At 69.3% G+C, this 25,253-nt stretch carries 26 protein-coding genes and 1 pseudogene; 8 read left to right on the forward strand and 19 right to left on the reverse strand.

What is annotated here, in order from left to right:
* Positions 1-1,968 (forward strand): acetyl-CoA carboxylase biotin carboxylase subunit (locus AC1DCG_RS05335; protein WP_477041404.1); only part of this gene is annotated, 1,968 nt, incomplete at its 5' end.
* Positions 1,969-2,069: 101 nt separating this feature from the next.
* The gene (locus AC1DCG_RS05340) at positions 2,070-2,438 is read left to right on the forward strand and encodes a MerR family transcriptional regulator (RefSeq protein WP_477029787.1); all 369 of its coding nucleotides are present in this window, start codon (positions 2,070-2,072) and stop codon (positions 2,436-2,438) included.
* Between the two features lie 108 nt (positions 2,439-2,546).
* Here the strand turns inward: AC1DCG_RS05340 and AC1DCG_RS05345 are convergent, their stop codons facing one another.
* Positions 2,547-3,725, reverse strand: a complete 1,179-nt coding sequence (locus AC1DCG_RS05345) for a vWA domain-containing protein (RefSeq protein WP_477036542.1) — start codon at positions 3,723-3,725, stop codon at positions 2,547-2,549.
* A 338-nt stretch (positions 3,726-4,063) separates the two neighbouring features.
* Between AC1DCG_RS05345 and AC1DCG_RS05350 the strand changes: the two genes are divergently transcribed.
* A complete protein-coding gene (locus tag AC1DCG_RS05350) occupies positions 4,064-5,413 on the forward strand; it encodes an MFS transporter (RefSeq protein ID WP_477041405.1) in 1,350 nt (449 codons plus the stop codon).
* Positions 5,414-5,577: 164 nt separating this feature from the next.
* Here the strand turns inward: AC1DCG_RS05350 and AC1DCG_RS05355 are convergent, their stop codons facing one another.
* The 6 genes from AC1DCG_RS05355 to AC1DCG_RS05380 all read right to left on the reverse strand — a co-directional run bounded on the left by AC1DCG_RS05355 (position 5,578) and on the right by AC1DCG_RS05380 (position 10,665).
* A complete protein-coding gene (locus AC1DCG_RS05355) occupies positions 5,578-6,639 on the reverse strand; it encodes a Leu/Phe/Val dehydrogenase (protein WP_477029790.1) in 1,062 nt (353 codons plus the stop codon).
* A gap of 143 nt (positions 6,640-6,782) precedes the next feature.
* Entirely contained in the window at positions 6,783-7,817 is a 1,035-nt protein-coding gene (locus AC1DCG_RS05360; RefSeq protein ID WP_165258976.1) for an alpha/beta hydrolase, read from the reverse strand.
* On the reverse strand, positions 7,814-8,398 hold the full coding sequence (locus tag AC1DCG_RS05365; protein ID WP_477029792.1) for a uracil-DNA glycosylase family protein: 585 nt from the start codon (positions 8,396-8,398) through the stop codon (positions 7,814-7,816). Before AC1DCG_RS05365 ends, AC1DCG_RS05360 begins: the two co-directional genes overlap by 4 nt.
* Before the next feature lie 47 nt (positions 8,399-8,445).
* Positions 8,446-9,555, reverse strand: coding sequence for a hypothetical protein (locus AC1DCG_RS05370; RefSeq protein WP_477029793.1), 1,110 nt, complete (start codon positions 9,553-9,555; stop codon positions 8,446-8,448).
* A 60-nt stretch (positions 9,556-9,615) separates the two neighbouring features.
* On the reverse strand, positions 9,616-10,272 hold the full coding sequence (locus AC1DCG_RS05375; protein WP_477029794.1) for a glutathione S-transferase family protein: 657 nt from the start codon (positions 10,270-10,272) through the stop codon (positions 9,616-9,618).
* Between the two features lie 90 nt (positions 10,273-10,362).
* Entirely contained in the window at positions 10,363-10,665 is a 303-nt protein-coding gene (locus AC1DCG_RS05380; protein WP_165258981.1) for a DUF3253 domain-containing protein, read from the reverse strand.
* 112 nt (positions 10,666-10,777) lie between these two features.
* Here AC1DCG_RS05380 and AC1DCG_RS05385 point away from each other — a divergent pair, with 112 nt between their 5' ends.
* Positions 10,778-11,239: a PaaI family thioesterase gene (locus tag AC1DCG_RS05385; RefSeq protein ID WP_477029795.1), complete on the forward strand. Its 462-nt coding sequence runs from the start codon at positions 10,778-10,780 to the stop codon at positions 11,237-11,239.
* A 12-nt stretch (positions 11,240-11,251) separates the two neighbouring features.
* Here the strand turns inward: AC1DCG_RS05385 and phaH are convergent, their stop codons facing one another.
* From phaH to rlmJ, 3 genes are all read right to left on the reverse strand, one after another.
* Complete coding sequence (phaH, locus tag AC1DCG_RS05390) at positions 11,252-11,941, reverse strand: phasin PhaH (RefSeq protein WP_477029796.1); 690 nt, start codon at positions 11,939-11,941, stop codon at positions 11,252-11,254.
* A gap of 84 nt (positions 11,942-12,025) precedes the next feature.
* Entirely contained in the window at positions 12,026-13,306 is a 1,281-nt protein-coding gene (gene chrA, locus AC1DCG_RS05395) for a chromate efflux transporter (protein WP_477041406.1), read from the reverse strand.
* A gap of 4 nt (positions 13,307-13,310) precedes the next feature.
* Positions 13,311-14,135, reverse strand: coding sequence for a 23S rRNA (adenine(2030)-N(6))-methyltransferase RlmJ (gene rlmJ / locus AC1DCG_RS05400; protein WP_477029798.1), 825 nt, complete (start codon positions 14,133-14,135; stop codon positions 13,311-13,313).
* 96 nt (positions 14,136-14,231) lie between these two features.
* Between rlmJ and AC1DCG_RS05405 the strand changes: the two genes are divergently transcribed.
* Positions 14,232-15,251: a DNA topoisomerase IB gene (locus AC1DCG_RS05405; protein WP_477036543.1), complete on the forward strand. Its 1,020-nt coding sequence runs from the start codon at positions 14,232-14,234 to the stop codon at positions 15,249-15,251.
* 3 nt (positions 15,252-15,254) lie between these two features.
* On the opposite strand, the gene AC1DCG_RS05410 is transcribed toward AC1DCG_RS05405, so the two are convergent.
* Positions 15,255-16,235, reverse strand: a complete 981-nt coding sequence (locus tag AC1DCG_RS05410; protein ID WP_477029800.1) for a helix-turn-helix transcriptional regulator — start codon at positions 16,233-16,235, stop codon at positions 15,255-15,257.
* A 74-nt stretch (positions 16,236-16,309) separates the two neighbouring features.
* Here AC1DCG_RS05410 and AC1DCG_RS05415 point away from each other — a divergent pair, with 74 nt between their 5' ends.
* Positions 16,310-16,654 carry a hypothetical protein gene (locus tag AC1DCG_RS05415; RefSeq protein WP_477041407.1) on the forward strand — a complete coding sequence of 115 codons (345 nt, stop codon included), beginning with the start codon at positions 16,310-16,312 and terminating at the stop codon, positions 16,652-16,654.
* Between the two features lie 320 nt (positions 16,655-16,974).
* On the forward strand, positions 16,975-17,796 hold the full coding sequence (locus AC1DCG_RS05420) for a flagellin (RefSeq protein ID WP_165258990.1): 822 nt from the start codon (positions 16,975-16,977) through the stop codon (positions 17,794-17,796).
* Positions 17,797-17,874: 78 nt separating this feature from the next.
* Here AC1DCG_RS05420 and AC1DCG_RS05425 read toward each other — a convergent pair whose 3' ends face one another.
* Positions 17,875-18,426, reverse strand: a complete 552-nt coding sequence (locus AC1DCG_RS05425; protein ID WP_477029801.1) for a GNAT family N-acetyltransferase — start codon at positions 18,424-18,426, stop codon at positions 17,875-17,877.
* A 132-nt stretch (positions 18,427-18,558) separates the two neighbouring features.
* On the opposite strand from AC1DCG_RS05425, the gene AC1DCG_RS05430 reads away from it, so the two are divergent.
* Positions 18,559-18,924 carry a c-type cytochrome gene (locus tag AC1DCG_RS05430; protein ID WP_477029802.1) on the forward strand — a complete coding sequence of 122 codons (366 nt, stop codon included), beginning with the start codon at positions 18,559-18,561 and terminating at the stop codon, positions 18,922-18,924.
* 172 nt (positions 18,925-19,096) lie between these two features.
* Here AC1DCG_RS05430 and AC1DCG_RS05435 read toward each other — a convergent pair whose 3' ends face one another.
* From AC1DCG_RS05435 to hisC, 7 genes and pseudogenes are all read right to left on the reverse strand, one after another.
* A complete protein-coding gene (locus tag AC1DCG_RS05435) occupies positions 19,097-20,086 on the reverse strand; it encodes a hypothetical protein (protein ID WP_477029803.1) in 990 nt (329 codons plus the stop codon).
* A gap of 74 nt (positions 20,087-20,160) precedes the next feature.
* Positions 20,161-20,535: a Rieske (2Fe-2S) protein gene (locus AC1DCG_RS05440; protein ID WP_165258995.1), complete on the reverse strand. Its 375-nt coding sequence runs from the start codon at positions 20,533-20,535 to the stop codon at positions 20,161-20,163.
* Positions 20,532-21,536: a fumarylacetoacetate hydrolase family protein gene (locus AC1DCG_RS05445; protein ID WP_477029804.1), complete on the reverse strand. Its 1,005-nt coding sequence runs from the start codon at positions 21,534-21,536 to the stop codon at positions 20,532-20,534. Before AC1DCG_RS05445 ends, AC1DCG_RS05440 begins: the two co-directional genes overlap by 4 nt.
* A gap of 25 nt (positions 21,537-21,561) precedes the next feature.
* Complete coding sequence (gene hmgA / locus AC1DCG_RS05450; protein WP_477029805.1) at positions 21,562-22,839, reverse strand: homogentisate 1,2-dioxygenase; 1,278 nt, start codon at positions 22,837-22,839, stop codon at positions 21,562-21,564.
* 60 nt (positions 22,840-22,899) lie between these two features.
* A pseudogene (locus AC1DCG_RS05455) lies at positions 22,900-22,966 on the reverse strand (hypothetical protein); the annotation flags it as partial.
* Positions 22,967-22,992: 26 nt separating this feature from the next.
* Positions 22,993-24,054, reverse strand: coding sequence for a 4-hydroxyphenylpyruvate dioxygenase (gene hppD / locus AC1DCG_RS05460; protein ID WP_477029806.1), 1,062 nt, complete (start codon positions 24,052-24,054; stop codon positions 22,993-22,995).
* 31 nt (positions 24,055-24,085) lie between these two features.
* Complete coding sequence (gene hisC / locus AC1DCG_RS05465) at positions 24,086-25,201, reverse strand: histidinol-phosphate transaminase (RefSeq protein WP_477029807.1); 1,116 nt, start codon at positions 25,199-25,201, stop codon at positions 24,086-24,088.
* Positions 25,202-25,253 lie beyond the last annotated feature (52 nt).

Raw genomic sequence — 25,253 nt, forward strand, 5'->3', positions numbered from 1 at the left:
AACAAGATCCTGATCGCCAACCGGGGCGAGATCGCGGTGCGGGTGATCAAGACGTGCCGGCGGCTCGGGATCGCCACGGTGGTGGTCTATTCGGACGCCGACGCCGACAGCCTGGCGGTGGAGATGGCCGACGAGGCCGTGCACATCGGGGCGTCTCCGGCCGCCCAGAGCTATCTGGTGGCCGACAAGATCATCGCCGCCTGCAAGCAGACCGGCGCCCAGGCCGTGCACCCGGGCTTCGGGTTTCTTTCCGAGAAGGCCGAGTTCGCGCAACGCTGTGCGGATGAAGGCATCGTCTTCATCGGTCCCAACCCCGGCGCGATCTCGGCCATGGGCGACAAGATCGAGAGCAAGAAGTTCGCCGCCGCCGCGGGGGTCTCCTGCGTGCCCGGCCATATCGGCGAGATCGCCGATGTCGCCGAGGCCCTGAAGGTGTCGGAGACCATCGGCTAYCCGGTGATGATCAAGGCTTCGGCCGGCGGCGGCGGCAAGGGCATCCGCGTGGCCTGGAGCCGCAAGGACGTCGAGGAGGGCTTCCCGGCCGTGCGGGCCGAGGCCGCCGGCGCCTTCGGCGACGATCGCATCTTCATCGAGAAGTTCATCGAGAGCCCGCGCCACATCGAAATCCAGGTGCTGGGCGACAAGCACGGCAACGTCGTCCACCTGTTCGAGCGCGAATGCTCGATCCAGCGGCGAAACCAGAAGGTCATCGAGGAGGCGCCCAGCCCCTTGCTGGATCCAGAGACCCGCGCGGCCATGGGCGCCCAGGCCGTCGCYCTSGCCAAGGCGGTCGCTTACGACAGCGCCGGCACCGTCGAGTTCGTCGCCGGCCAGGACAAGAGCTTCTACTTCCTGGAGATGAACACCCGCCTGCAGGTCGAGCACCCGGTCACCGAGCTGATCACCGGCCTTGAYCTGGTCGAGCAGATGATCCGCTCGGCCTACGGCGAGAAGCTCGCCTTCGGTCAGGCCGATCTGGCCATCAACGGCTGGGCGATCGAGAGCCGGATCTACGCCGAGGATCCCTACCGCAAGTTCCTGCCCAGCATCGGCCGYCTSGTSCGCTACGCCCCGCCCGMMGAGGGCGASARGSMKGGCTACGCCGTSCGCAACGACGCCGGGGTGCGCGAGGGCGACGAGATCTCGATGTACTACGACCCGATGATCTCCAAGCTCTGCACCTGGGCCCCGACMCGCACCGAGGCGGTGGCGGGCATGGCCCGGGCGCTGGAGGACTTCCACATCGAGGGCCTGGGCCACAACGTGCCGTTCCTGGCCGCGGTGATGGACCAGGACCGCTTCGTCTCCGGMAAGCTGGCCACCAGCTACATCAAGGACGAGTTCCCCGACGGCTTTGCCGGAACCGAGCCCACCGCCTTCCAGGCCGACCTGCTGACCGCCGTCGGCTGCGCCATGCAGCGCCTCCAGGCCCTGCGCCTGGGCCGCGCCCGCTCCGACTGGACGGTGGTGATCGGCCACGGCAAGCAGCGGGTGCATCTGTCGGGCGAGGGCCAGTCCCTGAACGTCGAGCTGCTCGACCAGGGCCGCACGCTGAACCTGGCCGACATCGCCTGGCGGCCTGGCCTGCCCACCTTCCGCGGCGTGCTGGACGGCCAGGCCTTCACCGCCGAGGTCGCCCCCGCGCCCGAGGGCTTCACCATCCGCCACCGCGCCGCCAAGGCTAGGGTGCTGGTGCTGACCGCCCGCAGCGCCGAACTGCACGACAAGCTGCCCGCCAAGGCCCCGGCCGACACCTCCAAGCTCGTCCTCTCGCCGATGCCGGGCCTGGTGGTCTCCATGGACGTCGCGGTCGGCCAGCAGGTGCGCGAGGGCGAGGTCGTCTGCGTGCTCGAGGCCATGAAGATGCAGAACATCCTCCGCGCCGAGCGCGACGCCGTCGTCAAGACCGTCAACGCCAGGCCCGGCGACCCCGTCGCCGCCGACCAGGTCCTCGTGGAGTTCCAGTGAGCGTTCCTGACCTCGCCATCCCCGGTCCGCGGACAAAGGCGGCGCTCGCGCTGGCCGAACGCCGTCGCCGGGCCCAGACGACCGTCCGCAAGGGAGTTACGATGCCTGCCGTCCAGACCGCCGTCGCCCATAACGCCCCGCGCTTCTCGGTGCGCCCGTCCGAACTGCCGATCGGCGACGTCGCCGAACAGCTGGGCCTGACCCTGCGGGCCATCCGCCACTACGAGGAGATGGGCCTGATCGCCTGCGGGCGCGGCCCCAAGAACATCCGCACTCTCGGAACCTCGGCCCGGGCGCGGCTGGCGGCCATCGCCGACCTCAAGGCGCTGGGCCTGCCGATCTCCGAGATCGTCGACCTGCTGGGACCGGACGGCGCGTGCCCCGACCGCCTGAAGGCGCGGCTGCGGGCGCAGTTGGAGGCGCTGGACGCGCGGCGGACGGCGATCGCGGGGTATCTGTCGGGGTTGTAAAGCCCCCTCCGGCCCTTCGGGCCACCTCCCCCAGAGGGGGGGGAGGATCGAAGCCGCAGATGCTCCCCCTCTGGGGGAGCTGTCGGCAAAGCCGACTGAGGGGGCCTTCTACCCCCGCACCAGCTCTCGCATCGCCTTGTCCAGCCCGTCGATGGTCAGCGGGAACATGCGGTCGTTCATCAGCTGCTTCATGACGCCGATCGACTGGGTGTAGTCCCAGTGGCGCTCGGGCGTGGGATTGAGCCAGACGCAGCTCTGGTAGATGTCGGTGACCCGGCTCATCCAGATCGCGCCGGGCTCCTCGTTCCAGTGCTCGACGCTGCCGCCCGGATAGGTGATCTCGTAGGGGCTCATGGTCGCGTCGCCGACGAAGATCACCTTGTAGTCGGCCGGGAACTTGTGGAGCACCTCCCAGGTGGCGACCTTCTCGGTGTGCCGGCGCTTGTTGTCCTTCCACACGCCTTCGTAGAGGCAGTTGTGGAAGTAGTAGAATTCCAGGTTCTTGAACTCGGTCTTGGCGGCGGAAAACAGCTCCTCGCAGAGCTTGATGTGGCCGTCCATCGAGCCGCCGATGTCGAAGAAGATCAGCACCTTGATGGCGTTGCGGCGCTCTGGGCGCAGCTGGATGTCGAGATAGCCCTTCTCGGCCGTGCCGCGGATCGTGCCGGGCAGGTCCAGTTCCTCGGCCACGCCCGTGCGGGCGAACTTGCGCAGGCGCCGCAACGCCACCTTGATATTGCGGGTGCCCAACTCGACGCTGTCGTCGAGGTTCTTGTACTCGCGCTTGTCCCAGACCTTCACGGCCCGGCCGTGGCGACCCTTGTCCTGGCCGATGCGCACGCCTTCGGGATTGTAGCCGTTGTTGCCGAACGGCGAGGTTCCGCCCGAGCCGATCCACTTGTTGCCCCCCTGGTGGCGCTCCTTCTGCTCGGCCAGGCGTTCGCGCAGGGTCTCCATCAGCTTCTCGAAGCCGCCCAGGGCTTCGATCTGGGCCTTTTCCTCGTCGGTGAGGAACTTCTCGGTCAGGGCCTTCAGCCACTCTTCCGGAATATCGGCCGTGATCCCCTCGCCCACCGTCTCCAGACCCTTGAAGACGTGGCCGAACACGCGGTCGAACTTGTCGAGGTTCTTCTCGTCCTTCACCAGGCTGGCGCGCGACAGGAAGTAGAAGTCGTCGATCGAGCGGTCGATGACGCCCTTGTCCAGCGCCTCCATGAGCAGGAGGTATTCGCGCAGGGACACCGGCACCTTGGCCTGGCGCAGCTCGGAGAAGAAGCGAAGGAACATCTGCTGGGGTCTCGAACGTCTGTTTGGCAGGATGAGGCTTCAGGCCGTTCGGCGCAACGCCCTCCTCCTCCGAGCATCCCCGCGAAGGCGGGGATCCAAGCGGCGCTCGAAACCTCGCATGCCTTGCAGAACCTGGACTCGGCTTGGATCCCCGCCTTCGCGGGGAAGATCGGTTTAGGTGAAGACCCAAGTTATCCACTCTTTCCTTGAGCCGGCAGCCCGCCAGGCGTAACCCGTGCGCCGTGTCCGATCTCGCCTCAGATCTGCGCCCGGCGCCCTCCCTTGAAACCGAAGCGCCCGACCCATCCCCCTGGACCACCCGCCTTGTCTCGCTCGCCGTGGCCAGCGCGCTCCTGATGGAGTTCATCGACTCCACGGCCCTGTCGACCGCCCTGCCGCGCCTGGCCCAGGCCTTCTCGGCCGACCCGATCCACCTGAAGCTGGCCCTGACTTCCTACATCCTGGCCCTGGCGGTCTTCACCCCGGCCAGCGGCTGGGCGGCCCAGCGCTTTGGCGCGCGACGGGTGTTCCTGATCGCCATGCTGGTGTTCCTGGCCGGCTCGGCGCTGTGCGGCCTGTCGCAGAGCCTTGGCCAACTGGYCGCGGCCCGCATCGTCCAGGGGATCGGTGGAGCGATGATGACGCCGGTGGCTCGGCTGATCGTCGTGGGCTCGACGCCCAAGGACAAGCTGATCAGCGCCATGGGCTGGTTCACCATGCCGGCCATGGTCGGACCGCTGATCGGCCCGCCGATCGCCGGCTTCGTGCTGTCGGTGGCCGACTGGCCGTGGATCTTCTACCTGAACCTGCCGATCGGCGTGGTCGGGGCGATCGCCGTGCGGCGCTTCGTGCCCAAGGGCGCGCCCGATCCCGAGGCCGGCCGCTTCGACACCCAGGGCTTCGTCATGAGCGCCATCGCCCTGTCGGGCCTGATCGGCCTGGCCGAGACGGCGGGCCTTTCGCTGCTGCCGCCGCTGGTGCAGGCGCTGCTGCTGGCGGTGTCGCTGGGCGCGGGCTGGCTCTACCTCAAGCACTGCCGGGCCCAGGCCAAGCCGATCCTGGATCTCACCCTGCTGCGCTATCCGACCTTCCGCGCCAGCCTGGTCGGCGGAACCTTCGTTCGCTTAGGCATCGGCGCCAGCCCGTTCCTGATGCCGCTCCTGCTGCAGGTGGCGCTGGGCTGGAGCCCTCTGAAGGCCAGCGGCGTGACCATCGCCACGGGCCTGGGCGTGCTGGTCGCCCGCCCCTTCGCCGGCGCCCTGCTCAAGCGCTACGGCTTCCGCACGGCGCTGGCGGTGTTCGTGGCCGCGACGGCGCTGATGACCGCCGTGCCGGGCTTCTTCACGGCCTCGACCCCGATGTGGCTGATGATCGCCCTGCTGCTGGTCGGCGGCTTCGCCCGGTCGAGCCAGTTCATCGCCACCAACACCATCGCCTATGCCGACGTGCCCCAGCCGCGCGTGGCCGCGGCCTCGACCCTGGCGGCGGTCAGCCAGCAGGTGGGCCTGGCCCTGGGCGTCAGCTTCGGCGGCCTGATGCTGCACCTGACCCGCGGCGCGGACGGTCAGGCCCTGACGCCGCAAAGCTTCGTCTGGCCGTTCGTGGCGATCGGGGTGGTGACGCTGCTGGCCCTGCCGGTCTATCTGCGGCTGGACAAGGACGCGGGGGCGAGCATCAGCGGCAGATGATCCCTCTCCCCTTGCGGGAGAGGGTGGCCTGCAAAGCAGGTCGGGTGAGGGGTCGCACAAACGCAAAACGCCGCGACGGCGGTGAGGCTGTCGCGGCGTTCTATTTCTGAGAGACCCCTCATCCGTCGCCTATGGCGACACCTTCTCCCACAAGGGGAGAAGGATCAGGGACGCGCCGCGGCGATGCGGGCGCGGGCGATCTCGTCGGCGACCAGGTTGGCCGGGCGCTTTTCGGCCAGCGACTGGTCGAGCACCTCGCCCAGGGTCAGGGCCAGGCGGTCGAGCTTGGTGGCCACCCATTGCGGATCGAAGGCGACGCCGGCTTCCAGGGCGCGGATCTCGGCGGCCACGTTGATGATGCCGCCGCCGTTGATGACGTAGTCGGGGGCGTAGAGGATGCCGCGGTCGAACACCGTCTGGCCGATCATGGCGTCGGCCAGCTGGTTGTTGGCGCCGCCGGCGATGACCTTGACCTTCAGGCGCGGCAGGGTCGCGGCCGAGATCGCCCCGCCCAGGGCGCAGGGAGCGAAGACGTCGGCTTCGACGTCGAAGATGGCGTCGGTCGGCACGATCTGCGCGCCCGTCTTGGCCGCCACTTCGTTCAGGGCCACCTGGTTGACGTCGGCGATGATCAGCTCGGCGCCGGCCGCGTGCAGCTTTTCGGCCAGGTAGGCGCCGACATGGCCGACGCCCTGGATGGCCACCTTCACGCCCGTCAGGTCACGGCCCAGCGCGCGCTCGACGCACAGGCGCACGCCGCGGAACACGCCCTCGGCGGTGACCGGCGAAGGATCGCCCGAGGCGGCCGCATGGCCTTCCAGGCCGGCGACGTAGCGGGTGGTCTTGCGGGTGCTCTCAAGGTCGGTCGGCGAAACGCCGACGTCCTCGGCCGTCCAGTAGCGGCCGCCCAGGCTGTCGACCGCGCGGCCGAAGGCCTCGAACAGTTCCGGCGTCTTCTGGCTGCGGCTATCGCCGATGATCACGGCCTTGCCGCCGCCGAAGTCGAGATCGGCCATGGCGTTCTTGTACGACATGCCGCGCGACAGGCGCAGGGCGTCGGTCAGGGCCGCCTCGCTGCTGGCGTAGTCCCACATCCGGCAGCCGCCGGCGGCCGGGCCGCGCGCGGTGGAGTGGATGGCGATGATCGACTTGAGGCCGGTCTTTTCGTCGTAGAACGAGTGGACGCCTTCATGCCCTTCGAAATCGGGCAGATCGAACAAGGTCATTGCCGTGGGCCTCGCCTCAGCCTGGAAAACAGTGCGCCGGGGTGTACGCCGCCCCGAGCGCCGCCGCAAGGATCACTTCATCGGCTTTTTGTCACATAGGCCGACGATCGTTCATACCGCACTGCAATATGCCGGACGTTCGACTAGCGTCCGGCCGGAACACCCTGAACTTTGACCACATTCGGCGCGGTCGGCGCGCCCGGGATCGGCGGCGCGCCAGACGGCAGGTCGGCCTGCGGATCCTTCAGGAACGCGGCCGCGTCGCGCCACACCACCTCCGCCTGCTTGTCGACCAGCAGCAGATGGTAACCGTTGGCGTAGAAGGCCGAACGATCGTCGGGCTTCAGGCGGCGGGCGGCCTGCTTGGTCGGCTCCTCGGGGATGATCTCGTCGCGCTCGCCGTAGAAGTAGGCGACCGGAACCCGCACCTTGCCCAGCGACGCCCAGGCCCGCTCCATCAGCCCGACCAGGCCATAGAGGGTGTCGGACCGCGCGCCCCAGATCATCAGCGGGTCACGGCCCATGCGCCGCAGCTCTTCCATGTTGTCGGTCGGCAGCACCTTCTGCACCAGCCATTCCGGCGGCTTGACCACCCAGCTGCGGGCGGTGTGGGCGCTGATCCACAGGCTGGTCTTGTAGGGCAGAGGCTGGGCCGACCAGCCCCAGACGGCCGGTGCGAACAGCAGCAGAGAGTCGGCGGCCGGCGGATTGTCGGTCGCCATGGCGGCGATCGCGAGCCCCCCGCCCATGCTGACCCCGGCCAGCGAGACCTTGGCCTCGGGATGGGCCTCGCGGACCAGCGACACCAGGGTGCGGACGTCCTCGATCATCAGGTCGGTCGAGGCCCAGACGCCCCGGCGGGGCGAACGGCCAAAGCCTCGCAGGTCCAGCGCGTAGGTGGCGATCCCCTGCCCCGCCCACCAGGCGGCGGCCAGGTGGTAGGCGTTGGAATAGTCGTTCATGCCGTGCAGGCCGACGACCACGTGGGTGACGGTTCCGTCCTGCGGCAGCCAGCGCTTGAGGCCCAGCTTCGCGCCGTCGAAGGCGATCATCCAGTCGTCCTGCAGCCGCGCGCCGCGCAGGCCGAGCGGCGCGAGGGCGGGACGCTGGGTGATGGGGACGCAGGCGGCGGCGAGGCCAGCGGCCCCGACGGTGAAGAGAAGGCTCCGGCGGTTCATCGCGCCAGAATGCCCGCGACACGGCGGCGAAGATAGGGCGTGACCTCGTCCTCGAACCATGGGTTGCGCTTGAGCCAGGCGGTGTTGCGCCACGAAGGGTGCGGCAGAGGCAGAACGCCATGGGCGACGTATTCGCTCCAGGCGGCCACGGTCTCGGTCATCGACGGCTTCATGGCGTCGCCCAGCGCCCAGGCCTGGGCGTAGCCGCCGACCAGCAGGGTCAGCTCCACCTTGGGCAAGCGGTCCAGCAGGTCCCTGCGCCACAGGGCGGCGCAACGCGGCGGCGGCGGATAGTCGCCGCCCTTGGGATTGGTCCCCGGAAAGCAGAAGGCCATGGCCGCCACGCCGATTTCCGGCCGGTCGTAGAAGGTGTCGCGGTCGACGCCTATCCACTGGCGCAGGCGGTTGCCCGAGGGGTCGTTGAACGGCAGGCCGGTCTCGTGCACCAGCCGTCCCGGCGCCTGGCCGCAGATCAAGAGGCGCGTCTCCTCGCCCACCCGCACCACCGGGCGCGGCTCGGGAATCTCGCCGACGCAGGCCCGGCAGGCGCGGATCTCGGAAAGCAGGGCGTCGAGCGACATGGCCGGCAGTTAGGACGCCGCCGGCCACGCGCCAAGAGGCGCCGTCGTCAGGACGCGGCGACCTCGACCTGGACCGACACTGGAACGAACTCGGCCGTGTGCTGCACGGCCAGCCCCATGTCGACGCGCAGCACGCCCTGGCCCAGGTACTGGGCGTTGTTGCTCATGTCGCAGACGACGTAGAACGACTCTGCGGCCTTCGCGCCGATCAGGCCGCCCGCCTTCCAGATTTCGGTCAGGAAAGCTGACACCTGCGCGTGCGCCGTAGCGAACAGCGCCGGCGACGGCGGCTCGGTCGCCGCCCAGGCCAGGCCGGCCTCGACGCTGTCCTCGATATGGTCGACCAGCCGGCGGGCCGGCACGTAGCGGAAGGTGTCGCTGACGGACGAGAGGGTCCGCACGCCCCAGATGACGGCCTCGTGCCCCGGGAAGCTCCGCAGCGCATTGAGCCCTCGCGCCGACAGCGCCGCATTGTCGCCGTCGGTCAGGAAGCGCTGGGGAATGCCGCTGGCGAAATCGGCGCGGATGCCGGCGGGCGCGGTCCAGACGCCGTCCTTGCGGTCGGTCCGGGCCCAGATGCCGGCGACGGCGGCCCCCGACGGGCGCGGCCCGCTCTCGTCCTGCAGGCGCGAGGCGTAGCAGGCCATGCGCGAGCGCTGCGGTTCGGCAAAGTCGCCGAGCGCGTCGACGGTCATCTCGTCGATCCTGGCGGTCGCCCAGGCGGCCGGCGCTTCGAGGATCATCATCGCCTCGCGCTCGACCACGAAGGCCCCGGCCGTCTGGCGGGTGAAGACCGGGACGTCGCCCTCGATCTGGTCGGGCGACAGGTAGAGGATGTTGAAGGGCGTCTTGTTCAGCGCAGCCAGGGCGCTGTCCAGGCCGGCCTCTGTGGTCGCGTCTCCGGGCAGGCGGACGACCACCGCCGCCTCGCCGCCATTCGCGAAGAAGTCGGCCACGGCCAGCGTCAGGGGATAGGCCCGATCCGTCGGCCCGTAAGCGGCCTCGAAGGCCGCCTGGTCGGCGACAGGGACGGCGACACCCGCCGGGCCGCGGCCCGCCCGGCCGACGAAAGCCGTCACCGCCGTGGGCAGGCCCACGATCGGCTGAACCGGGGCGATCTCCTGGACGAACACGCCCGGGGTCTTCAGTTGCGACATCAAGGCTACTCCATACTCGACGCCGCAACCTCCGATAGCCGCCCCCGGCTTGGCAAGACGTCAGGCGGCTTCGGGCGGAGCGAAGGCCGCCAGCAGGGCCTCCTCGCCGGTGATCAGAGCCGCATAGGCCGGCCTGGCCAGGATGGCGTCGGTATAGGCCTTGGTGCGCGGCCAGCGCGACAGGTCCAGCTTCAGGTGACGCAGGTTGGCGAACGGGCTGGCCACGGCGAGGTCGGCCAGGGTCAGGCGGCCCTCCAGCAGGAAAGCGCCCGCGTCAGGCACGATGCTCTCCAGGTAGTCGAGCACCGGCGGCAGCTCCTCGGCCTCGGCCCTGGCGGCCACGGCCTCGTCGCCCGGCCGGCGCATGAAGCGCGGCGCGACGATGCGGTTGAAGAAGATCTTGCCGGCGGCCGCCACCAGGATGGTGTCGGCGTATTCCTCGAACCAGACGGCCCGGGCGCGGGCGCGCGGCTCGGCCGGGATCAGGTTCGGCTCTGGATGCAGGGCTTCCAGATAGGTGATGATCGCCGTGGAGTCCGAGATGCGGAAATCACCGTCCTGAAAGCCCGGGATCTTGCGGAACGGGCTGCACTCGGCGAACTCGGGATCGAGGGTTCCGGGCGGCGAGACCCGGTTCTCCAGCTTCAGGCCCTTCTCGGCTCCGAAGGCCAGCGTCTTGCGCACATAGGGCGACAGCGACGAACCGAAGACGATCATGAGCGAACCTCCCCTGATGCATTTGGGAGACTCATAGTTCATCGAACGGGTTTCTTTTCAAGACCCACCTTTCGGCGGGTCTCGCCGCGATCAATCCTCGGCGTCGTCCGCGCCGTCTTCGACCACGTCCGGGAAGCTGGTCGGATCGCCTTCCATCGGCAGGCGCAGGCGATAGACGCCCCGGAATTTCTCGGGGTTGGCCGGCTTGTTGTGGCGCAGGATGACGATCTTGCCTTCCTTGGCCAGTTCGACGGCGTCGGTGCGGATATGGCCCAGCAGGCGCTGCCAGCGCTCGGGCTGGATGGCCTTGGCCACCGACATCGGGTCGATGGACTTGCCGGCGGGCAGCCCGGCCAGCTGCGAAAGGATGGTGTCTTGGATCGGGGTGGTCATGGGAAAGCCATGCCACGGTTCGGGCCTCGACGTAAGCGGGCGGCTTGCCTCGACGCGCCACGGGGGCTTAGCTGAGCCGCAATAACAACGAGAAAGTACGGGAGCGCAGGGCATGGACGGCGGCAACGAGATCATCAGCGGCCCCAGGCTGATCGAGGACGGCGAGTGGGCCGGCTGGCGCACCTGGGCGGGGCTGGATCCGTTCGAGGACCAGACCGGGCCGTTCTATTTCAGAGAGGACGACGGCAAGGTGCGCTGCGCATTCCGGGCCGAGCCCCGCCACATGAACGGCGGCGGCTTCATGCACGGCGGCTGCATGCTGACCTTCGCCGACTTTTCCCTGTTCGCCATCGCCTGGCGCGAGCTCGACAACGCCAAGGCCGTCACCGTCTCGCTGAACGGCGATTTCGTCGGCCCGGCCAAGGCCGGCGACCTGGTGGAGGCGACCGGCGAGGTGGTCCGCGCCGGCGGCTCGATGATCTTCGTGCGCGGCCTGCTCTCGACCGGCGGCCAGCCGATGCTGACCTTCTCGGGCGTGATCAAGAAGATCTGGACGATGGGCGGGCCCGCGTAAGGCGGCGGGGCCTCAGGCCCCTTCCGCCAGCCGCTTGGCCTGGGCCACCCATGCGTCGCGCTCGGCGCGGCCCTTGAGGCTCAGCAGCTTGTCGAAGCTGTCGAGCTCGTCGGCGCTCCAGGCGGCGATCTGGCTGAAGCGGGTGACGCCCAGGTCGGCCAGCGAGGCGGCCAGCTTGGGCCCGATGCCGACCAGCAGGGTCAGGTCGTCGGCCACGGCCTTGGCGGTCTCGACCACCGGCTCGGCGGCCTTCTCGACGACCTCGACGGGTTTCGCGACCACTTCAGCGATGGGTTCGGGAGCGGTCTCGATCACGGCTTCGACCACCTCGGCCGAGGCTTCGGCGAGCGCCAGCGGAACCTCGGCGGCGGCTTCGACGACCTCGGCGGTGGCCGTGGTCGCGGTCTCGACGACCGGCTCGACCTCGGCCACCACGGCCTCGACCACCTTGACCGGCGCCTCGGCCAGAGCCGGCGCGGGCTCGTCGATCACCCCGCGCGACACCGGTTCGGGCGCGATGGCGATCAGGGCTTCCAGATTGACCGCCTCGCGCCAGCGGTTGGACCACCACCACCAGGCCGCCCCGGCGGCAGCGGCGCCGCCGAACACCGCCCACAGGGGCGAGGCCGCGCCCAGGAGCACGTTGGTGGAAGGCGTTTGGGAACTTTCGGAAGACGAGGGCGGGAAGGACGAGGAAACCATGGCCGTTCACTCCGTCGATCGAGATTGTGCGGCGCAGCATAGCATGGAACGCCGTTTCGCAAGCGCAAAAATGCTACCCTTACGTCAGCCCCCGAGAAGCACCGAGCAGGCCACGCCCGCCAGCGACATCACGCCCACCAGCGCCAGGATCGGCAGCCGCAGGGCKAAGGTCAGGCCGCAGGCGAGCGCCACCAGGCCCAGAGCGGCGAGGTCGAGGCTCGCGAGGTCGGGCAGCATGGCCCGAAACGGCCCCCAGGCCGCCTCGTTCCCGCTCCGAAACAGCAAGTGAACGGCGAACCACAAGGCCAGGCTGGCGATCACCCCGACCACCGCCGCGCCCACCCAGGAAAGCGCCGCCGCCGCCCGGGCGTGACCGCGCAGCCGCTCGATGAAAGGCCCGCCGGCGAAGATCCACAGGAACGACGGCGCGAAGGTCGCCCAGGCCGCCATCAGCCCGCCCAGTACGGCGGCCGGCCAGGCGAACGCCGGATCGGCGTCGCGCCAGGCGGCCAGGAAGCCCACGAACACGAACACCAGCACCAGCGGCCCCGGCGTGGTCTCGGCCAGGCCCAGGCCGTCCAGCATCTGGTTCGGCGTCAGCCAGCCAAGGTCGCCGGCGACCTGTCCCACATAGGCCAGGGCCGCGTAGGCGCCGCCAAAACTGACCACAGCCAGTCCGCTGAACACCCCGCCGATCTGGGCCAGGGCCGAGCGCGGCGCGACCATGAAGGCCAGCGCGACCGGCGCAAGCCATGCGGCCAGGCAGACCAGCGCCGCCCTCCCCGCCCCCTTGAACGACGGCGCATCGGCGCCCGACGCGACCTGCCCGTCGCGCGCGCCCCAGAGCCAGCCCGCCAGCCCCGCCGCGACGATGACCAGCGGGAACGGCGCGATCGTGAAGGTCAGGGCCAGGAAGGCGAGGATCGCCGCGACGGCGCCGGTCCGTCCTCGGGCCGCCCTTCCCGCCATCCGCAGCAAGGCCTGCAGCACCAGCGCCACGACGGCGGCCTTCAGCCCCAGCAGCACCGGCGCGGCCCAGCGCGCCTGCCCGTGCACGACATACAGCGCCGACAGGCCCAGCATGGCCGCAAGGCCCGGCAGCACGAACAGCAGGCCCGCCGCCAGCCCCCCGCGCACGCCGTGCAGCCGCCAGCCCAGCCATGTGGCCAGTTGCTGCGCCTCGGGTCCCGGCAGCAGCATGCAGAAGCTCAAGGCGTGGGCGAAGCGGTCCTCGTCGACCCAGCCGCGCCGCTCGACCACCTCGCGATGCAGCAGGGCGATCTGTCCCGCCGGTCCGCCGAAGCCCAGGCAGCCGACCTTCAGCCAGACGGCGCAGGCCTGCCTGAGGCTGGGCGCGCCGTCCACGCGGTCAGGCGCGCCAGACGCGGGCGGCCGCGCCGGGCTCGCCCAGCCGCTCAGCCAGGAAGGTGGTGATCTGCGAGACCTGCGGCTCGATCGCCGCCGGCGCGCCGACCAGCACCATGGCGCTGCCGTTCATCTTCATCGGGTCTCGCAGGGGCCGCAGGCGGAGCTCGGCGATTAGCGCGTCGTCGGTGACGTTTTCTAGCGCGCGCACGAAGGCGTCGAAGGTCTCCAGGTCCTTCAGCGGCGTCCAGATGGCCAGCACCGCGGCGGGATCGACCTTGCGCACGGCCCGCACCGTGGCCACGCACTGGGCGTAGTCGTCGGGACGCTCGAACGGCGGGTCGATCAGCACGAAGGTGCGCCCGCCGCGTCCGGCGCGGGCCTCGGCCGTGGCGTAGCCGTCGGCCTTCAGGGGCTGGGCGAAGGCGTAGGGCCCCAGCACCTTGCGAAGCTGGTCGAAGTCGTCGTCGCGCAGTTCGCAGGCGGTGTAGCGATCGCTGCGCCGCAGGCCGCGGGCGATCAGCAGCGGCGAGCCGGGATAGAGCGGCGCGTCGGCCGCGCCGACGTTCAGCTCCTGCACCGCCTTCAGCAGCGGCGCGAACGGTTCGGGCGCATCGCCTTCGGCCAGCAGGCGGCCGATGCCGGCGGCGCCTTCCTTCGACTTCTGGGCCATGTCGCCGCGCAGGTCGTAGGCGCCGGCGCCGGCATGGGTGTCGATCACCGCCAGCGGCGACTCGTCGGCGGTCAGGGCGCCCAGCAGGGCCAGCAGGATCGCGTGCTTCTGCAGGTCGGCGAAGTTGCCGGCGTGGAAGGCGTGGCGGTAGTTCATCGAAGCTCCCCGGAACGGACGAACCCTCTACCACGTTGGCCGGAATTAGGTTGGGAGCGAACGCATGGCCCGGCATTTTTCCGTCTTCGGCGCACGGTGAGCGCCTTGGCCCGCGACACCAGCGAGACCCCGGCCGCCGAAAAGACCCTGCTGGCCTATGTCAACGACCAGGAGCAGGGCCTGGCCCGGATCGGCAAACCCGGCGCCTTTTCCTATGCCGACGCCGACGGCCGGGCGGTGAAGGACGAGGCGACCCTTGCGCGCATCCACGCCCTCGTCATCCCGCCGGCCTGGACCAGCGTCTGGATCTGCCCCGACCCCAACGGCCACATCCAGGCCGTCGGCCGCGACCAGAAGGGCCGCAAGCAGTATCGCTATCACCCCGACTGGCGGGCCGATCGCGACGCGCGCAAGTACGAGCGCATGGCCGCCTTCGGGCGCGCCCTGCCCCGCCTGCGCAAGCGGGTCGAGGCCGACCTCTGCCGCCGCGGCCTGCCGCGCGAGAAGGTGCTGGCCGCCGTGGTGCGCCTGCTGGAACTGACCCTGATCCGGGTCGGCAACGAAGAGTACGCCAAGACCAACAAGAGCTTTGGCCTCACCACCCTGCAGAAGCGCCACCTGAAGCTGGCCGGCGGCGGGGCGGTGTTCGAGTTCAGGGGCAAGAGCGGCAAGACCCACCGCACGGGCTTTCGCGACCGGCGCCTGGCCCGCATCATTCGCGCCTGCCAGGACCTGCGCGGCCAGCGGCTGTTCCAGTATCTCGACGAGGACGGCCAGCGCCGTTCGATCGAGAGCCACGACGTCAACGACTACATCCGCGCCGTCGCCGGCGACGACTTCTCGGCCAAGGACTTCCGCACCTGGTACGGCTCGCTGGCGGCGCTGGAGGCGCTGAGCATGCAGCCCGCCCCAGCCACGAAGACCGAGGCGAAGAAGGCGCTGAACCTCTGCATCAAGGCGGTGGCCGGTCTGCTGGGCAACACCCCCGCCGTCTGCCGCGCCGCCTACATCCACCCCCGCGTGCTCGAGGCCTTCGAGGCCAGCGCCCTGCCCCGGCGCCGGCCGCCTTCGGCGCGGGCGCGCGAACTGGCTCTACTGAGGCTCGTGGCGAACTGATCGCTAGCGACGATGYGCCGCCAGCGCCTTCTCCAGTTCCTGCACCATGATCGTCTTCAGGCTTTGCGGTGAGACGATCTCGATCGCGTCGCCCCAGGTGAACAGGTGCCAGGCCAGCTCCAGCATGCCGCTGGCCCGGAAAGCCACGGTCACGACGCCGCCCGGCCCCTGCGTCACGATCTGGTTGGAATGGAAACGCCAGCGCAAGGCGTCCTCGGCCCGCTCGGCCTTGATCCGCAGGACCACGTCCTCGATGTCACCGTGATAGATGCCGAAGCTTTCGTCGGCGAAGGCCTGCAGCGAGAAATCGGCCGGCGGCGAAGCCGGCGCGTCCAGCGCCTCGACGTCGCTCATGCGGTCCAGGCGGAAGGTGCGCGGCCGCGGGCTCTGCCCTTCGAGCGAGACCAGATAGTTGCTGCGGCCGAACAGGATGCCCAGCGGCGTCACCGTGCGCGTCCGCCCCGGCTGGCTGCCGCCGTCGTAGCGGAACGACAGGGCCGTCAGCCCCTTCACCGCCGAACGGATCTGCGCCAGCACGCCCTGATCCTCGAACGGGCGCGGGCCGGCGTGGACGGCGATGGTCTCGGCCTGAACCAGCGCCTCGACGTCGGGGGCCACGCGCCGGCGCGCCGACCCTTTCAGGGCCGACAGCAGCTTGCCTTCCAGGGCGTAGAGCGCCGCGGCCCGCGCCTCGGCCCCGGCCGCGGCGTTGGAGTCGGCCGCCGTGCGCAGCGCCGCCAGCTCCTCGGCGGTCGGGGTCTGGAACAGGCTGTCCAGGCCCGACGGGATGCGAAACCGGCGAGTCGGCGGATCCTCGATCGCCTCCATCTGCGGAAAGGCCGTCCAGACCGCATCGCGCATGCGCTCGGCGGTGCGCCGCCCCACCTCCATCACCTGGGCCATCTCGTCCAGGGTCAGCCCCTCGGCGGAACTGGCCAACCGGCGAGCCAGGTCGAGGAGCTTCGTCGCCTTCTCATGTCTCATTCCGGATCATTACGACCGTTTTTGACGCAACGCACGTGGAAAAGAGATCATCAAGATCGTTCGGAGAAACCGACATGAGCCGCCTCGCCTGCCAGCCCTGGCACGTCCGCCCGGTCAGCGCCGCGATGATCTCCGCCGTGCTCGGCTTCGCCKACATCCACCGCGACCTGGGCGGCGGGCGCACCCTGATGCGCCTCAGCCCCGAACGCGCGGCCCAGGCCGACGTGATCCTTCTGCTGGGCGGCGACGCCGAGCGGGCGACCGATGTCGGCCTGGTCTGGAACGACCGGGAAGACCAGTTGGTGCGGGTGATCGACGACGCGGCCCTGCGCGAGAGCCGCCTGGCCGCCTGGGAAGAGGCCTTCGACCTTTTCGACGCCGACGATCACGCGCCGGAACCCGCCCGCCTGTGCGCATGACGCCGCCCGGCGCCGCCATGGCGAGAAAAACTTAAATTTCCGAACATCAAAGCCGGGCCGCCAACCCGGCTTTCGCCGTCTTGGCCAAGGCTTCCCGAGACTAGACCGCGCGGCCAAGAGTCTACGGGAGCAACGCCGCCTTTCGCCTCGATTCAGCCGGGAGGGCTGCACCAATCGAGGTTAACAAACATCTACAGTAAACGCGCCAGTAACCGCGACATTTTCACTCAATGTCAAGGAGATTACGAAACATTGCAGCAGGGCAAAAAGCCCTCCGGCCGTCAAAATGACGTCGGACACCTCAAGAAGGAGTCTTCGTAATGGCGCTGAACAGCATCAACACGAACTCGGGGGCGATGATCGCCCTGCAGAACCTGAACTCGACCAACAGCGAACTGCAGATCTCGCAACAGCGGATCAACACCGGCAAGAAGATCGGCTCCGCCAAGGACAACGGCGCGATCTGGGCCACCGCCAAGAACCAGTCGGCCACCTCGTCCTCGATCAACGCCGTGAAGGACTCGCTGCAACGCGGTCAGTCCACGATCGACGTCGCTCTGGCCGCCGGCGACACCGTCACCGACCTGCTCGGCAAGATGAAGGAAAAGGCCCTGGCCGCTTCCGACACCTCGCTGAACACCGCGTCGTTCAACGCGCTGAAGGCTGACTTCAACTCGCTGCGCGACCAGATCACCAAGGCCGTCTCGAACGCCAAGTTCAACGGCGCCAGCATCATCGACGGCAAGACCACCAAGCTGACCTATCTGGCCAACTCGGACGGCTCGGGCATCACCGTCAACTCCAAGACCCTGTCGCTGGCCGGCATCGGTCTGTCGACCACGACCACCTTCACGACCGCCGCCGCGGCCAAGACGATGATCACCACCATCGACACGGCCCTGCAGACGGCGACCAACAAGCTGGCCTCGCTGGGCACCAGCTCGACGGGCCTGGACACCCACCTGAACTTCGTCGGCAAGCTGCAAGACAGCCTCGACGCCGGCGTGGGCAACCTGGTCGACGCCGACCTGGCCAAGGAAAGCGCCAAGCTCCAAGCCCTGCAGACCAAGCAGCAGCTGGGCATCCAGGCGCTGTCGATCGCCAACCAGTCGTCGAGCTCGATCCTGAGCCTGTTCCGCTAAGCGGAGCCCGGAGCGCGGCTCGTCCGCGCTTCGACGACCTGGACTACGAAGGGCGGGCCGCAAGGTCCGCCCTTTTTGTCAGCGCGCCGGAGCCGGCCCCAGCGCCTTGCCCATCCGCGCCAGCGGCACCTCGTAGCCCTTGGAGGTCGGCGCGGTGAACGGCTCGATCAGGGCGTAGCCGCAGGCCTCGTATAGCGGCACGCCGCCCATGGTGGCCGCCATCTCGGCCCGGGCGAACCCCTCGCCCGCCGCCGCCTGCTCGCAGGCCGCCAGGATCATCCGCCCCACGCCCTTCCGCACGTGATCGGGGTGGGTGTACATCGCCCGCACCCGCGCCGCGTCGCGCGCGGGATCCAGCATGGCCGCGTCCCGCCCCGCCGAATGATCGCCGCCGAACAGGGTGGCCCGCCGGCTCCAGCCGCCGCAGCCGGCGATCTCTCCCGCATCCTCGACGACGAAATAGGTCCCATCGGCGATCAGCTGGCTGTCCAGGCCCATCACCTCGAACGAGGCCGCCACGCCCTCGGGCGGCAGGAATGGCGTCAGCAGCTCGGCGATCGCCGCGTTCATCAGCGCGGTCAGGGCGGGAATGTCTTCCGGCTTGGCCAGGCGCAGGGTCAGATCGGTCATGGGTCCGACATAGCCCCCTGCGGCGCGGGCGCAAGGTCCGGCGCCCTATCTCGACGGCCATCGCCTCGGCTAACCTGCGCCGCGACGGAGCCGACGCCGTCGAGTCGACGACACCCTCCCCGGGGAGACCTGATGTACCGCAACACGATTTTCGCCGCCCTGGTCCTGACCGGGGCCGCCCTGCCGGCCGCCTCGGCGCTTGCCGCGCCGCCGCCCGGCCAGACGCTCTACGCCGACAACTGCGCCGCCTGCCACCAGGCCAACGGCAAGGGCGTGAAGGGCGCCTATCCGGCGCTGGCCGGCGCGCCGCTGGCGCAGGGCGACGCCAAGCCCCTGCTCTCCATCGTGCTGAACGGCAAGAACGAGATGCCCGGCTTCAAGGACGACCTCACCGACGCCGACCTGGCGGGCCTGCTGACCTATGTCCGCGCCTCGTGGGGCAACAAGGGCAAGGCCGTCACGCCGGCCGAGGTCGCCGCCGCGCGCCGGAAAAAGTAGGCCTTCGAGGCCAAGGGCGACATTTTCGCAAAAAAATTGATGACAACGTTGTCACGCGCAGCGAAAGCCGCTATATAGGTTCTGCCCTTCCTGGGCGTTTCCTCCCAATTCACTGGGCCGCCTTCTTCTCCTGGAGGGCGGCTTTTCTTTTGCCCGCAAGGCGGCCCCGCCGTCAGGGCAGGCCCAGCAACGGCTTCAGCGCGGCGGTCACGATCGGCACGGCCACCTTCTCGGCCACGCCCAGCGTCCACTTGCCCGCCCCCTTCAAGGCCTTCAGCGCGCCGCTTTCGTCGCCGGCCTTGGCCGCCGCCTGCGCCGCCGCCACCGCGCCGATGGCCACATCCTCCTCGGCCGCGCCGCTCGCCTGGGCCTTCATCTCCGCGCGCAGCGTCTCGAGTTCCTTGGCCAGGGCCGCCAGATCGATGGGCGCGCCCTGCTGGATCTGGATGTCGCCTGTCGTCGCCCCCGCGCCGACCAGAACCGAGTTGGAGCCGGTCGAATAGGTATGCTGCTGCCTCTGGTCGACCATCAGCGAGATCTCCTTGACCACGAGGGACTGCGGCCGCCCGTCTCTCAGCATCTCCATCAGCCCGGCCTGCCCGCTCAGGCCGAGAATGCGATTGGTGAAGGCGTTGAGATCGGCCAGGTCTCGCTTGACCTGCCCAGCCGCCTCCGAGGCGATCTCGCGCAAGGCGGGCAGATCAGCGGGGCCGCGCGTGTCGTCCAGGGCCTGCGAGAGCCGCCACAGCTCCTCGCGGATCATGCGGATGATGCCGCCCTCCCGATCCTCGATCAGGTCGAACAGCGCTCTCCACTGTCCGCCGGCGTCCTGGCCGACCAGGCCCAGCAGATCATCGAGATGAGCGTCGCGCAGCGTTCTCAGCCGACTGCAGATCTCCTCGGCGTCGCGATAGTGGCTGGTTTCCAGAATGCGCTCGGCGCGCCTCTGGAAATCGCGGACCTCGCCGGTCTGGAGGGCGTCGTCGCGCGCGTACTTGACGTCGATCAGCAGGGCCAGGACATCGCGATAGGCCTGGTCGACGACATGGGCGACCTTGGTCAGGAAGGCCAGCACCCGCGCCGAGACCACCGGCGGCTGGCGCTGCGACACCTCGAGCGCGACGCCTTCGAGATCATCGACGATCCGCGAAAGTCCGGTCATGCCCCTCTCCCGATCCGGCGTTCACGAAACCACCGGGACCGGCGCAAATCAACCTGGACTTGCTTTGTCGGATTTCACGCGGTCAGCAGGCGCCCGTTCTCGACCCGCACCGGCCAGGACGTCAGGCGGGCGCCGGCACAGGGGCCGCCCAGGCAGGCGCCGTCGTCGATGGCGAACACCGCTCCATGCCAGGAACAGGCGATCATGCCGCCGTCCGGCGTCAGATACTGGTCCAGCTGTTGCGCCAGCGGCAGGCCGGCGTGCGGGCAGCGGTCGACATAGCCGAACGCCGCCTGCCCCCGCCGCACCACGAAGCCGTGGAAACGGTTCTCGCCGATCTGCAGCACATAGTTGCGGGCCGCCCCGTCGGCGATCAGGTCCAGCGGACCGAGGTTGATCCCGGCCCGCGTCGACCACACGCGTCCAACCGCTGTGACTTCTTCCGTCAAACCCGCTCGACCGTCTGCTCGATGGCGCCGAAGATCGTGTGGCCCTTGGCGTCCTTCATCTCGATGCGCACGGTGTCGTCGCCCAGCAGGAACGGCGTCTTGGGCGCGCCGTGCAGGATGGTCTCGACCGTGCGCACCTCGGCCAGGCACGAGTAGCCGAGTCCGCCTTCCGAAATCGGCTTGCCCGGGCCGCCGTCGGCGTCGCGGTTGGAGACCGTGCCCGAGCCGACGATGGTGCCGGCGCTCAGGCTGCGGGTCTTGGCCGCGTGCGCCACCAGGGTCCCAAAGTCGAAGGTCATGTCGACGCCGGCGTCGGCGCGGCCGAAGTCCTTGCCGTTCAGCTCGATCAGCAGCGCGCCCGACAGCTTGCCGCCCTTCCAGCCCGGCAGGGCGTCGGGCGACACCGCCACCGGCGAGAAGGCGCTGGCCGGCTTGGACTGCACGAAGCCGAAGCCCTTGGCGAGCTCGGCCGGGATCAGGTTGCGCAAGCTGACGTCGTTGCACAGCATCACCAGGCGGATGGCCGCCAGCGCTTCCTCCCGGCTTGCGCCCAGCGGCACGTCGCCGACGATCACCGCCACCTCGCCCTCCAGGTCGCAGCCCCAGGCCGCGTCGGCCAGCGGGATGGTGTCGCGGGGGGCCAGGAAGCCGTCCGACGCGCCCTGGTACATCAAGGGATCGGTCCAGAAGGTCTCAGGCATTTCCGCCCCGCGGGCCTGGCGCACCAGTTGGACGTGATTGACGTAGGCGCTGCCGTCCACCCACTGGTAGGCGCGCGGCAGGGGGCTGGCGGCGTCGTGCTCGTGGAAACGCTCCTTGGGCACGCCGCCGTGCTCGAGGCTCTCGGCCAGCCCGCGCAGCAAGGGCTCGCAGCGTTCCCAGTCGTCGAGCGCGGCCTGCAGCGTCGGCGCGATCGTCCCGGCGTCGGTGCACCAGGTCACGTCGTTCGACACCACGACCAGCCGGCCGTCGCGGCCGCCCTTCAGAGACGCGAGCTTCATTCGGCGCTTCCTCTTCTTGTTCTGGTTACGGCAGGCGGGCCTTGGGGAACCCGTCCCAGCACGCGTCATAGTCGGCCTGAAGCGCGCGATGCTCCAGCGCGAACTTCGTCGGCGCGATCACCCAGCGGCTCTCGAACATGAAGGCCAGGGTGTGGTCGATCTTGTGGGGGCCAAGCTCGGCCTCGGTGGCCTTGCGATGGCTGGCCACGTCCGGGCCGTGATCGCTCATGCAGTTGTGCAGGGACGCGCCGCCAGGGGCGAAGCCGCCCTCCTTGGCGTCATAGGCGCCGTGCACCAGGCCCATGAACTCGCTCATCACGTTGCGGTGGAACCAGGGCGGGCGGAAGGTGTGCTCGGCCACCATCCAGCGCGGCGGGAAGATCACGAAGTCCACATTGGCAGTGCCCGGCGTGTCGCTGGGCGAGGTCAGCACCGTGAAGATCGACGGGTCGGGGTGGTCGTAGCTGACCGTGTTGATGGTGTTGAACCGCGCCAGGTCATAGCGGTAGGGCGCGAGATTGCCGTGCCAGGCGACGACGTCCAGCGGGCTGTGGTCCCATTGCGCGGCCCAAAGCTTGCCCTGGAACTTCTGGATCACCTGCGTCGGCGTATCGACGTCCTCGAAGGCCGCCACCGGCGTCTCGAAGTCGCGCGGATTGGCCAGACCGTTGGAGCCGATCGGCCCCAGTTCGGGCAGGCGCAGGGCCGCGCCATAGTTCTCGCAGACATAGCCGCGCGAGGGGCCGGCAACCTCGACCCGGAAGCGCACGCCGCGCGGGATCACCGCGATATGGCCAGGACCGACCTTCAGCACGCCCATCTCGGTGACCAGGGTCAGCACGCCCTGCTGCGGCACGATCAGGAGCTCGCCGTCGGCGTCGTAGAAGACGCGGTCCTTCATGGAAGCGTTGGCCAGGTACAGGTGCACGCCCATGCCGGCCTGGGCCGCCGCGTCGCCATTGCCGGCCAGGGTCATCAGGCCGTCGACGAAATCGGTCGGCTCGGCGGGGATCTCGATCGGGTCCCAGCGCAGGCGGTTGGGCGTGACCGGGCCGTCGAACGTGCTGGTCAGGCGCGGCTGGGCGTAGGGCTTGTAGGCCCCGTGCCCGGCGCTGGGCCGCAGGCGGTAGAGCCAGCTCCTGCGGTTCTCGTGCCGGGGCGCGGTGAAGGCCGTGCCGGAGATCTGCTCGGCATAAAGGCCGAACGGCACGTGCTGCGGCGAGTTCTGCCCCACCGGCAGGGCGCCGGCCACGGCCTCGGTCGCGACGTGAGCGCCAAAGCCGGTCTGGTAGCGGAGGTCCATACGTTTTCCCGTGCCTTTGCCAGCACTTTTCCCGTCATCCCGGAAAGCCCGGAGGGCTTATCCGGGACCCAGGGGCGGTGCGCACGGCCCCTGGGTCCCGGCTCTACGCTACGCTTCGGCCGGGATGACGACGAAGGGTATTTTCAGCGTGGTTCAGGCGTCGACCGTGATCACGCCGCGGCGGATCTGGTCCAGCTCGATGCTCTCGAACAGGGCCTGGAAGTTGCCGTTGCCGAAGCCCTCGTTGCCCTTGCGCTGGATGATCTCGAAGAAGATCGGACCGAACAGGTTCTCGGTGAAGATCTGCAGCAGCAGGCCCTCGTCACCGACGTTGCCGTCGATCAGGATGCGGTTCTTGCGCAGCCGCTCCAGATCCTCGCCGTGGCCGGGCACGCGCTTGTCGACCAGCTCGTAATAGGTCTCGATGGTGTCCTGCAGCTTGACGCCGCGGGCGCGCAGGCGCTCGACGGTGTCGTAGATATTCTCCGTCGTCAGGGCCAGGTGCTGGATGCCCTCGCCGTTGTACTGGCGGATGAACTCCTCGATCTGGCTCTTGTCGTCCTGGCTCTCGTTCAGCGGGATGCGGATGGCCTTGTCGGGCGCGATCATCGCCTGGCTGAACAGGCCCGTCGCCTGGCCCTTGATGTCGAAGTACTTCTGCTCCTCGAAGCCGAAGACCTGATTGTAGAAGGTCGACCAGGTGCGCATCTGGCCACGCTTGACGTTGTGGGTCAGGTGGTCGAGCAAATCCAGGCCCACCGAATTGGCCGCTTCGGCCTCGGCGGCGCCGGCCACCGGCGTCCAGGCGTCGTAGATGCCGCCCTCGCCTTCGACGAGATAGAGCAAGCTGCCGCCGATGCCTTCCAGCACCTTGGCGTTCTCACCGAGCACCGAGCGCGACGCGTCGGCGGCCTTGGCGCCACGCTTCAGGGCGTCTTCGAAAGCCTGCTGCGCATTGTCGACCCGGAAGGCCATGCCGTTGGCCGAGGGGCCGTGAGCCTCGCGGAATTCGGCCACCTGGCCGGCGGCTTCCTCGTTGACCAGCAGGTTGATGCGGCCCTGCTTGTAGCGGGTCACGGCCTTGGTCGGGTGGGTGCTGGCGGGCACGAAGCCCAGCTGCTCGATGATCGCCTTCATCGCCGCCGCATCGGGGCTGGTGAATTCGACGAACTCGAAGCCGTTCAGGCCGAGGGGGTTGTCGGTCGTGACGGGCATGCGGGCCTCCCTAAGGCTCGTTCTGATGTTTTTACGGAACCAGCGCGGCCGGCAGGCCGGCGATCAGGCGGTCGTTATCGGCCGGCCGGCCGATGGTGATGCGCACCCAGCCGCCCGTCACGGGCGTCGGGCGGACGATGAGCCCTTCGTGCAACAAACGCATGGCGGTGGCTTCGGGACCGGCGGGGGTGCGCAGGAAGACGAAATTGGCTTCCGAGCGGGTGTATTCGACGCCCATCTCGTCCAGCGCCGCCTCGACGCGGGCGCGTTCCGAAAGGGTCAGAGCGACCGTCGAGGCCAGGTGCTCGCGGTCTTCCCAGGCGGCGAGCGCCGCGGCCTGGCTGACGGCGGTGACGTTGAACGGCGGACGCAGGCGGTCGAGATAGGCGATCAGCTCTTCAGACGAGGCGATCCCATAGCCCACCCGCATGCCGGCCAGGCCATAGGCCTTGGAGAAGGTGCGCGCGGCGATCCACGGGCCGCCCCAGGCCTCCAGCACGGCCAGCATGTCGTAGGCCTCGTAGTACTCGCGATAGGCCTCGTCGACGAACACCAAGGTGGTCTTCGGCGTGGCGGCCAGCACGGTCTCGACCGCTTCCCTGGAAAGCGCGTTGCCGGTCGGGTTGTTGGGCGTGCAGAGGATCAGCAGCTTGGGGCCCTTGGCGGCCGCGGCGGCGACCGCCGGGACGTCGAGGTCGAAATTGGCCAGGCGAGGCACGTCGACGATCGCCGCCTCGGCGCACTTGGCGAAGATGTCGTAGGCCGGGAAGGTCGGCGAGGAGAGCAGGATCTCGTCGCCCGGCGCCAGCACCGCGCGAAACACGTAGTCGATCAGGGCCTCGGAGCCCGGCGAGACCAGCAGGCGGTCCGAAGACACGCCCAGGCGCTGGCCGATGGCGGCGCGCAGGGTCTCGCAATAGGGGTCGGGATAGATCTGCGGCTCGGCCACGGCGGCCATCACCGCGTCGGCGACCTTGGGGCTGGCGCCCAGCAGGTTCTCGTTGCTGGCCAGCTTGGCGAAGTCCGACAGGCCCGTGCGGCGACCGGCCTCGGCCAGGGTCATGCCGGCCTTGTAGGCCACGACGCCGTCGAGCGCGGCGCGCATGGGCGTGGCGGCGGCTTGGGGCTTGCGATCGAGAACCAGCATGACGGCCGCTCCGGGAGTCGGGGATACGGACGTCAGGATAGGTCAGGCCAGG

Source organism: Caulobacter sp. 10L414, from assembly GCF_056395525.1.

Coding starts and splice junctions, on each gene's coding strand:
- AC1DCG_RS05340 (WP_477029787.1), top strand. CDS start 2,070: ATGCCTGCCGTCCAGACCGCCGTCGCCCATAACGCCCCGCGCTTCTCG.
- phaH (WP_477029796.1), bottom strand. CDS start 11,941: ATGGTTTCCTCGTCCTTCCCGCCCTCGTCTTCCGAAAGTTCCCAAACG.
- AC1DCG_RS05360 (WP_165258976.1), bottom strand. CDS start 7,817: ATGAACCGCCGGAGCCTTCTCTTCACCGTCGGGGCCGCTGGCCTCGCC.
- rlmJ (WP_477029798.1), bottom strand. CDS start 14,135: ATGAACTACCGCCACGCCTTCCACGCCGGCAACTTCGCCGACCTGCAG.
- AC1DCG_RS05345 (WP_477036542.1), bottom strand. CDS start 3,725: ATGTTCCTTCGCTTCTTCTCCGAGCTGCGCCAGGCCAAGGTGCCGGTG.
- AC1DCG_RS05375 (WP_477029794.1), bottom strand. CDS start 10,272: ATGATCGTCTTCGGTTCGTCGCTGTCGCCCTATGTGCGCAAGACGCTG.
- AC1DCG_RS05355 (WP_477029790.1), bottom strand. CDS start 6,639: ATGACCTTGTTCGATCTGCCCGATTTCGAAGGGCATGAAGGCGTCCAC.
- hisC (WP_477029807.1), bottom strand. CDS start 25,201: ATGCTGGTTCTCGATCGCAAGCCCCAAGCCGCCGCCACGCCCATGCGC.
- AC1DCG_RS05365 (WP_477029792.1), bottom strand. CDS start 8,398: ATGTCGCTCGACGCCCTGCTTTCCGAGATCCGCGCCTGCCGGGCCTGC.
- AC1DCG_RS05370 (WP_477029793.1), bottom strand. CDS start 9,555: ATGTCGCAACTGAAGACCCCGGGCGTGTTCGTCCAGGAGATCGCCCCG.
- AC1DCG_RS05445 (WP_477029804.1), bottom strand. CDS start 21,536: ATGAAGCTCGCGTCTCTGAAGGGCGGCCGCGACGGCCGGCTGGTCGTG.
- AC1DCG_RS05385 (WP_477029795.1), top strand. CDS start 10,778: ATGGACGGCGGCAACGAGATCATCAGCGGCCCCAGGCTGATCGAGGAC.
- AC1DCG_RS05435 (WP_477029803.1), bottom strand. CDS start 20,086: ATGACCGGACTTTCGCGGATCGTCGATGATCTCGAAGGCGTCGCGCTC.
- AC1DCG_RS05420 (WP_165258990.1), top strand. CDS start 16,975: ATGGCGCTGAACAGCATCAACACGAACTCGGGGGCGATGATCGCCCTG.
- hppD (WP_477029806.1), bottom strand. CDS start 24,054: ATGCCCGTCACGACCGACAACCCCCTCGGCCTGAACGGCTTCGAGTTC.
- AC1DCG_RS05430 (WP_477029802.1), top strand. CDS start 18,559: ATGTACCGCAACACGATTTTCGCCGCCCTGGTCCTGACCGGGGCCGCC.
- AC1DCG_RS05425 (WP_477029801.1), bottom strand. CDS start 18,426: ATGACCGATCTGACCCTGCGCCTGGCCAAGCCGGAAGACATTCCCGCC.
- AC1DCG_RS05380 (WP_165258981.1), bottom strand. CDS start 10,665: ATGACCACCCCGATCCAAGACACCATCCTTTCGCAGCTGGCCGGGCTG.
- hmgA (WP_477029805.1), bottom strand. CDS start 22,839: ATGGACCTCCGCTACCAGACCGGCTTTGGCGCTCACGTCGCGACCGAG.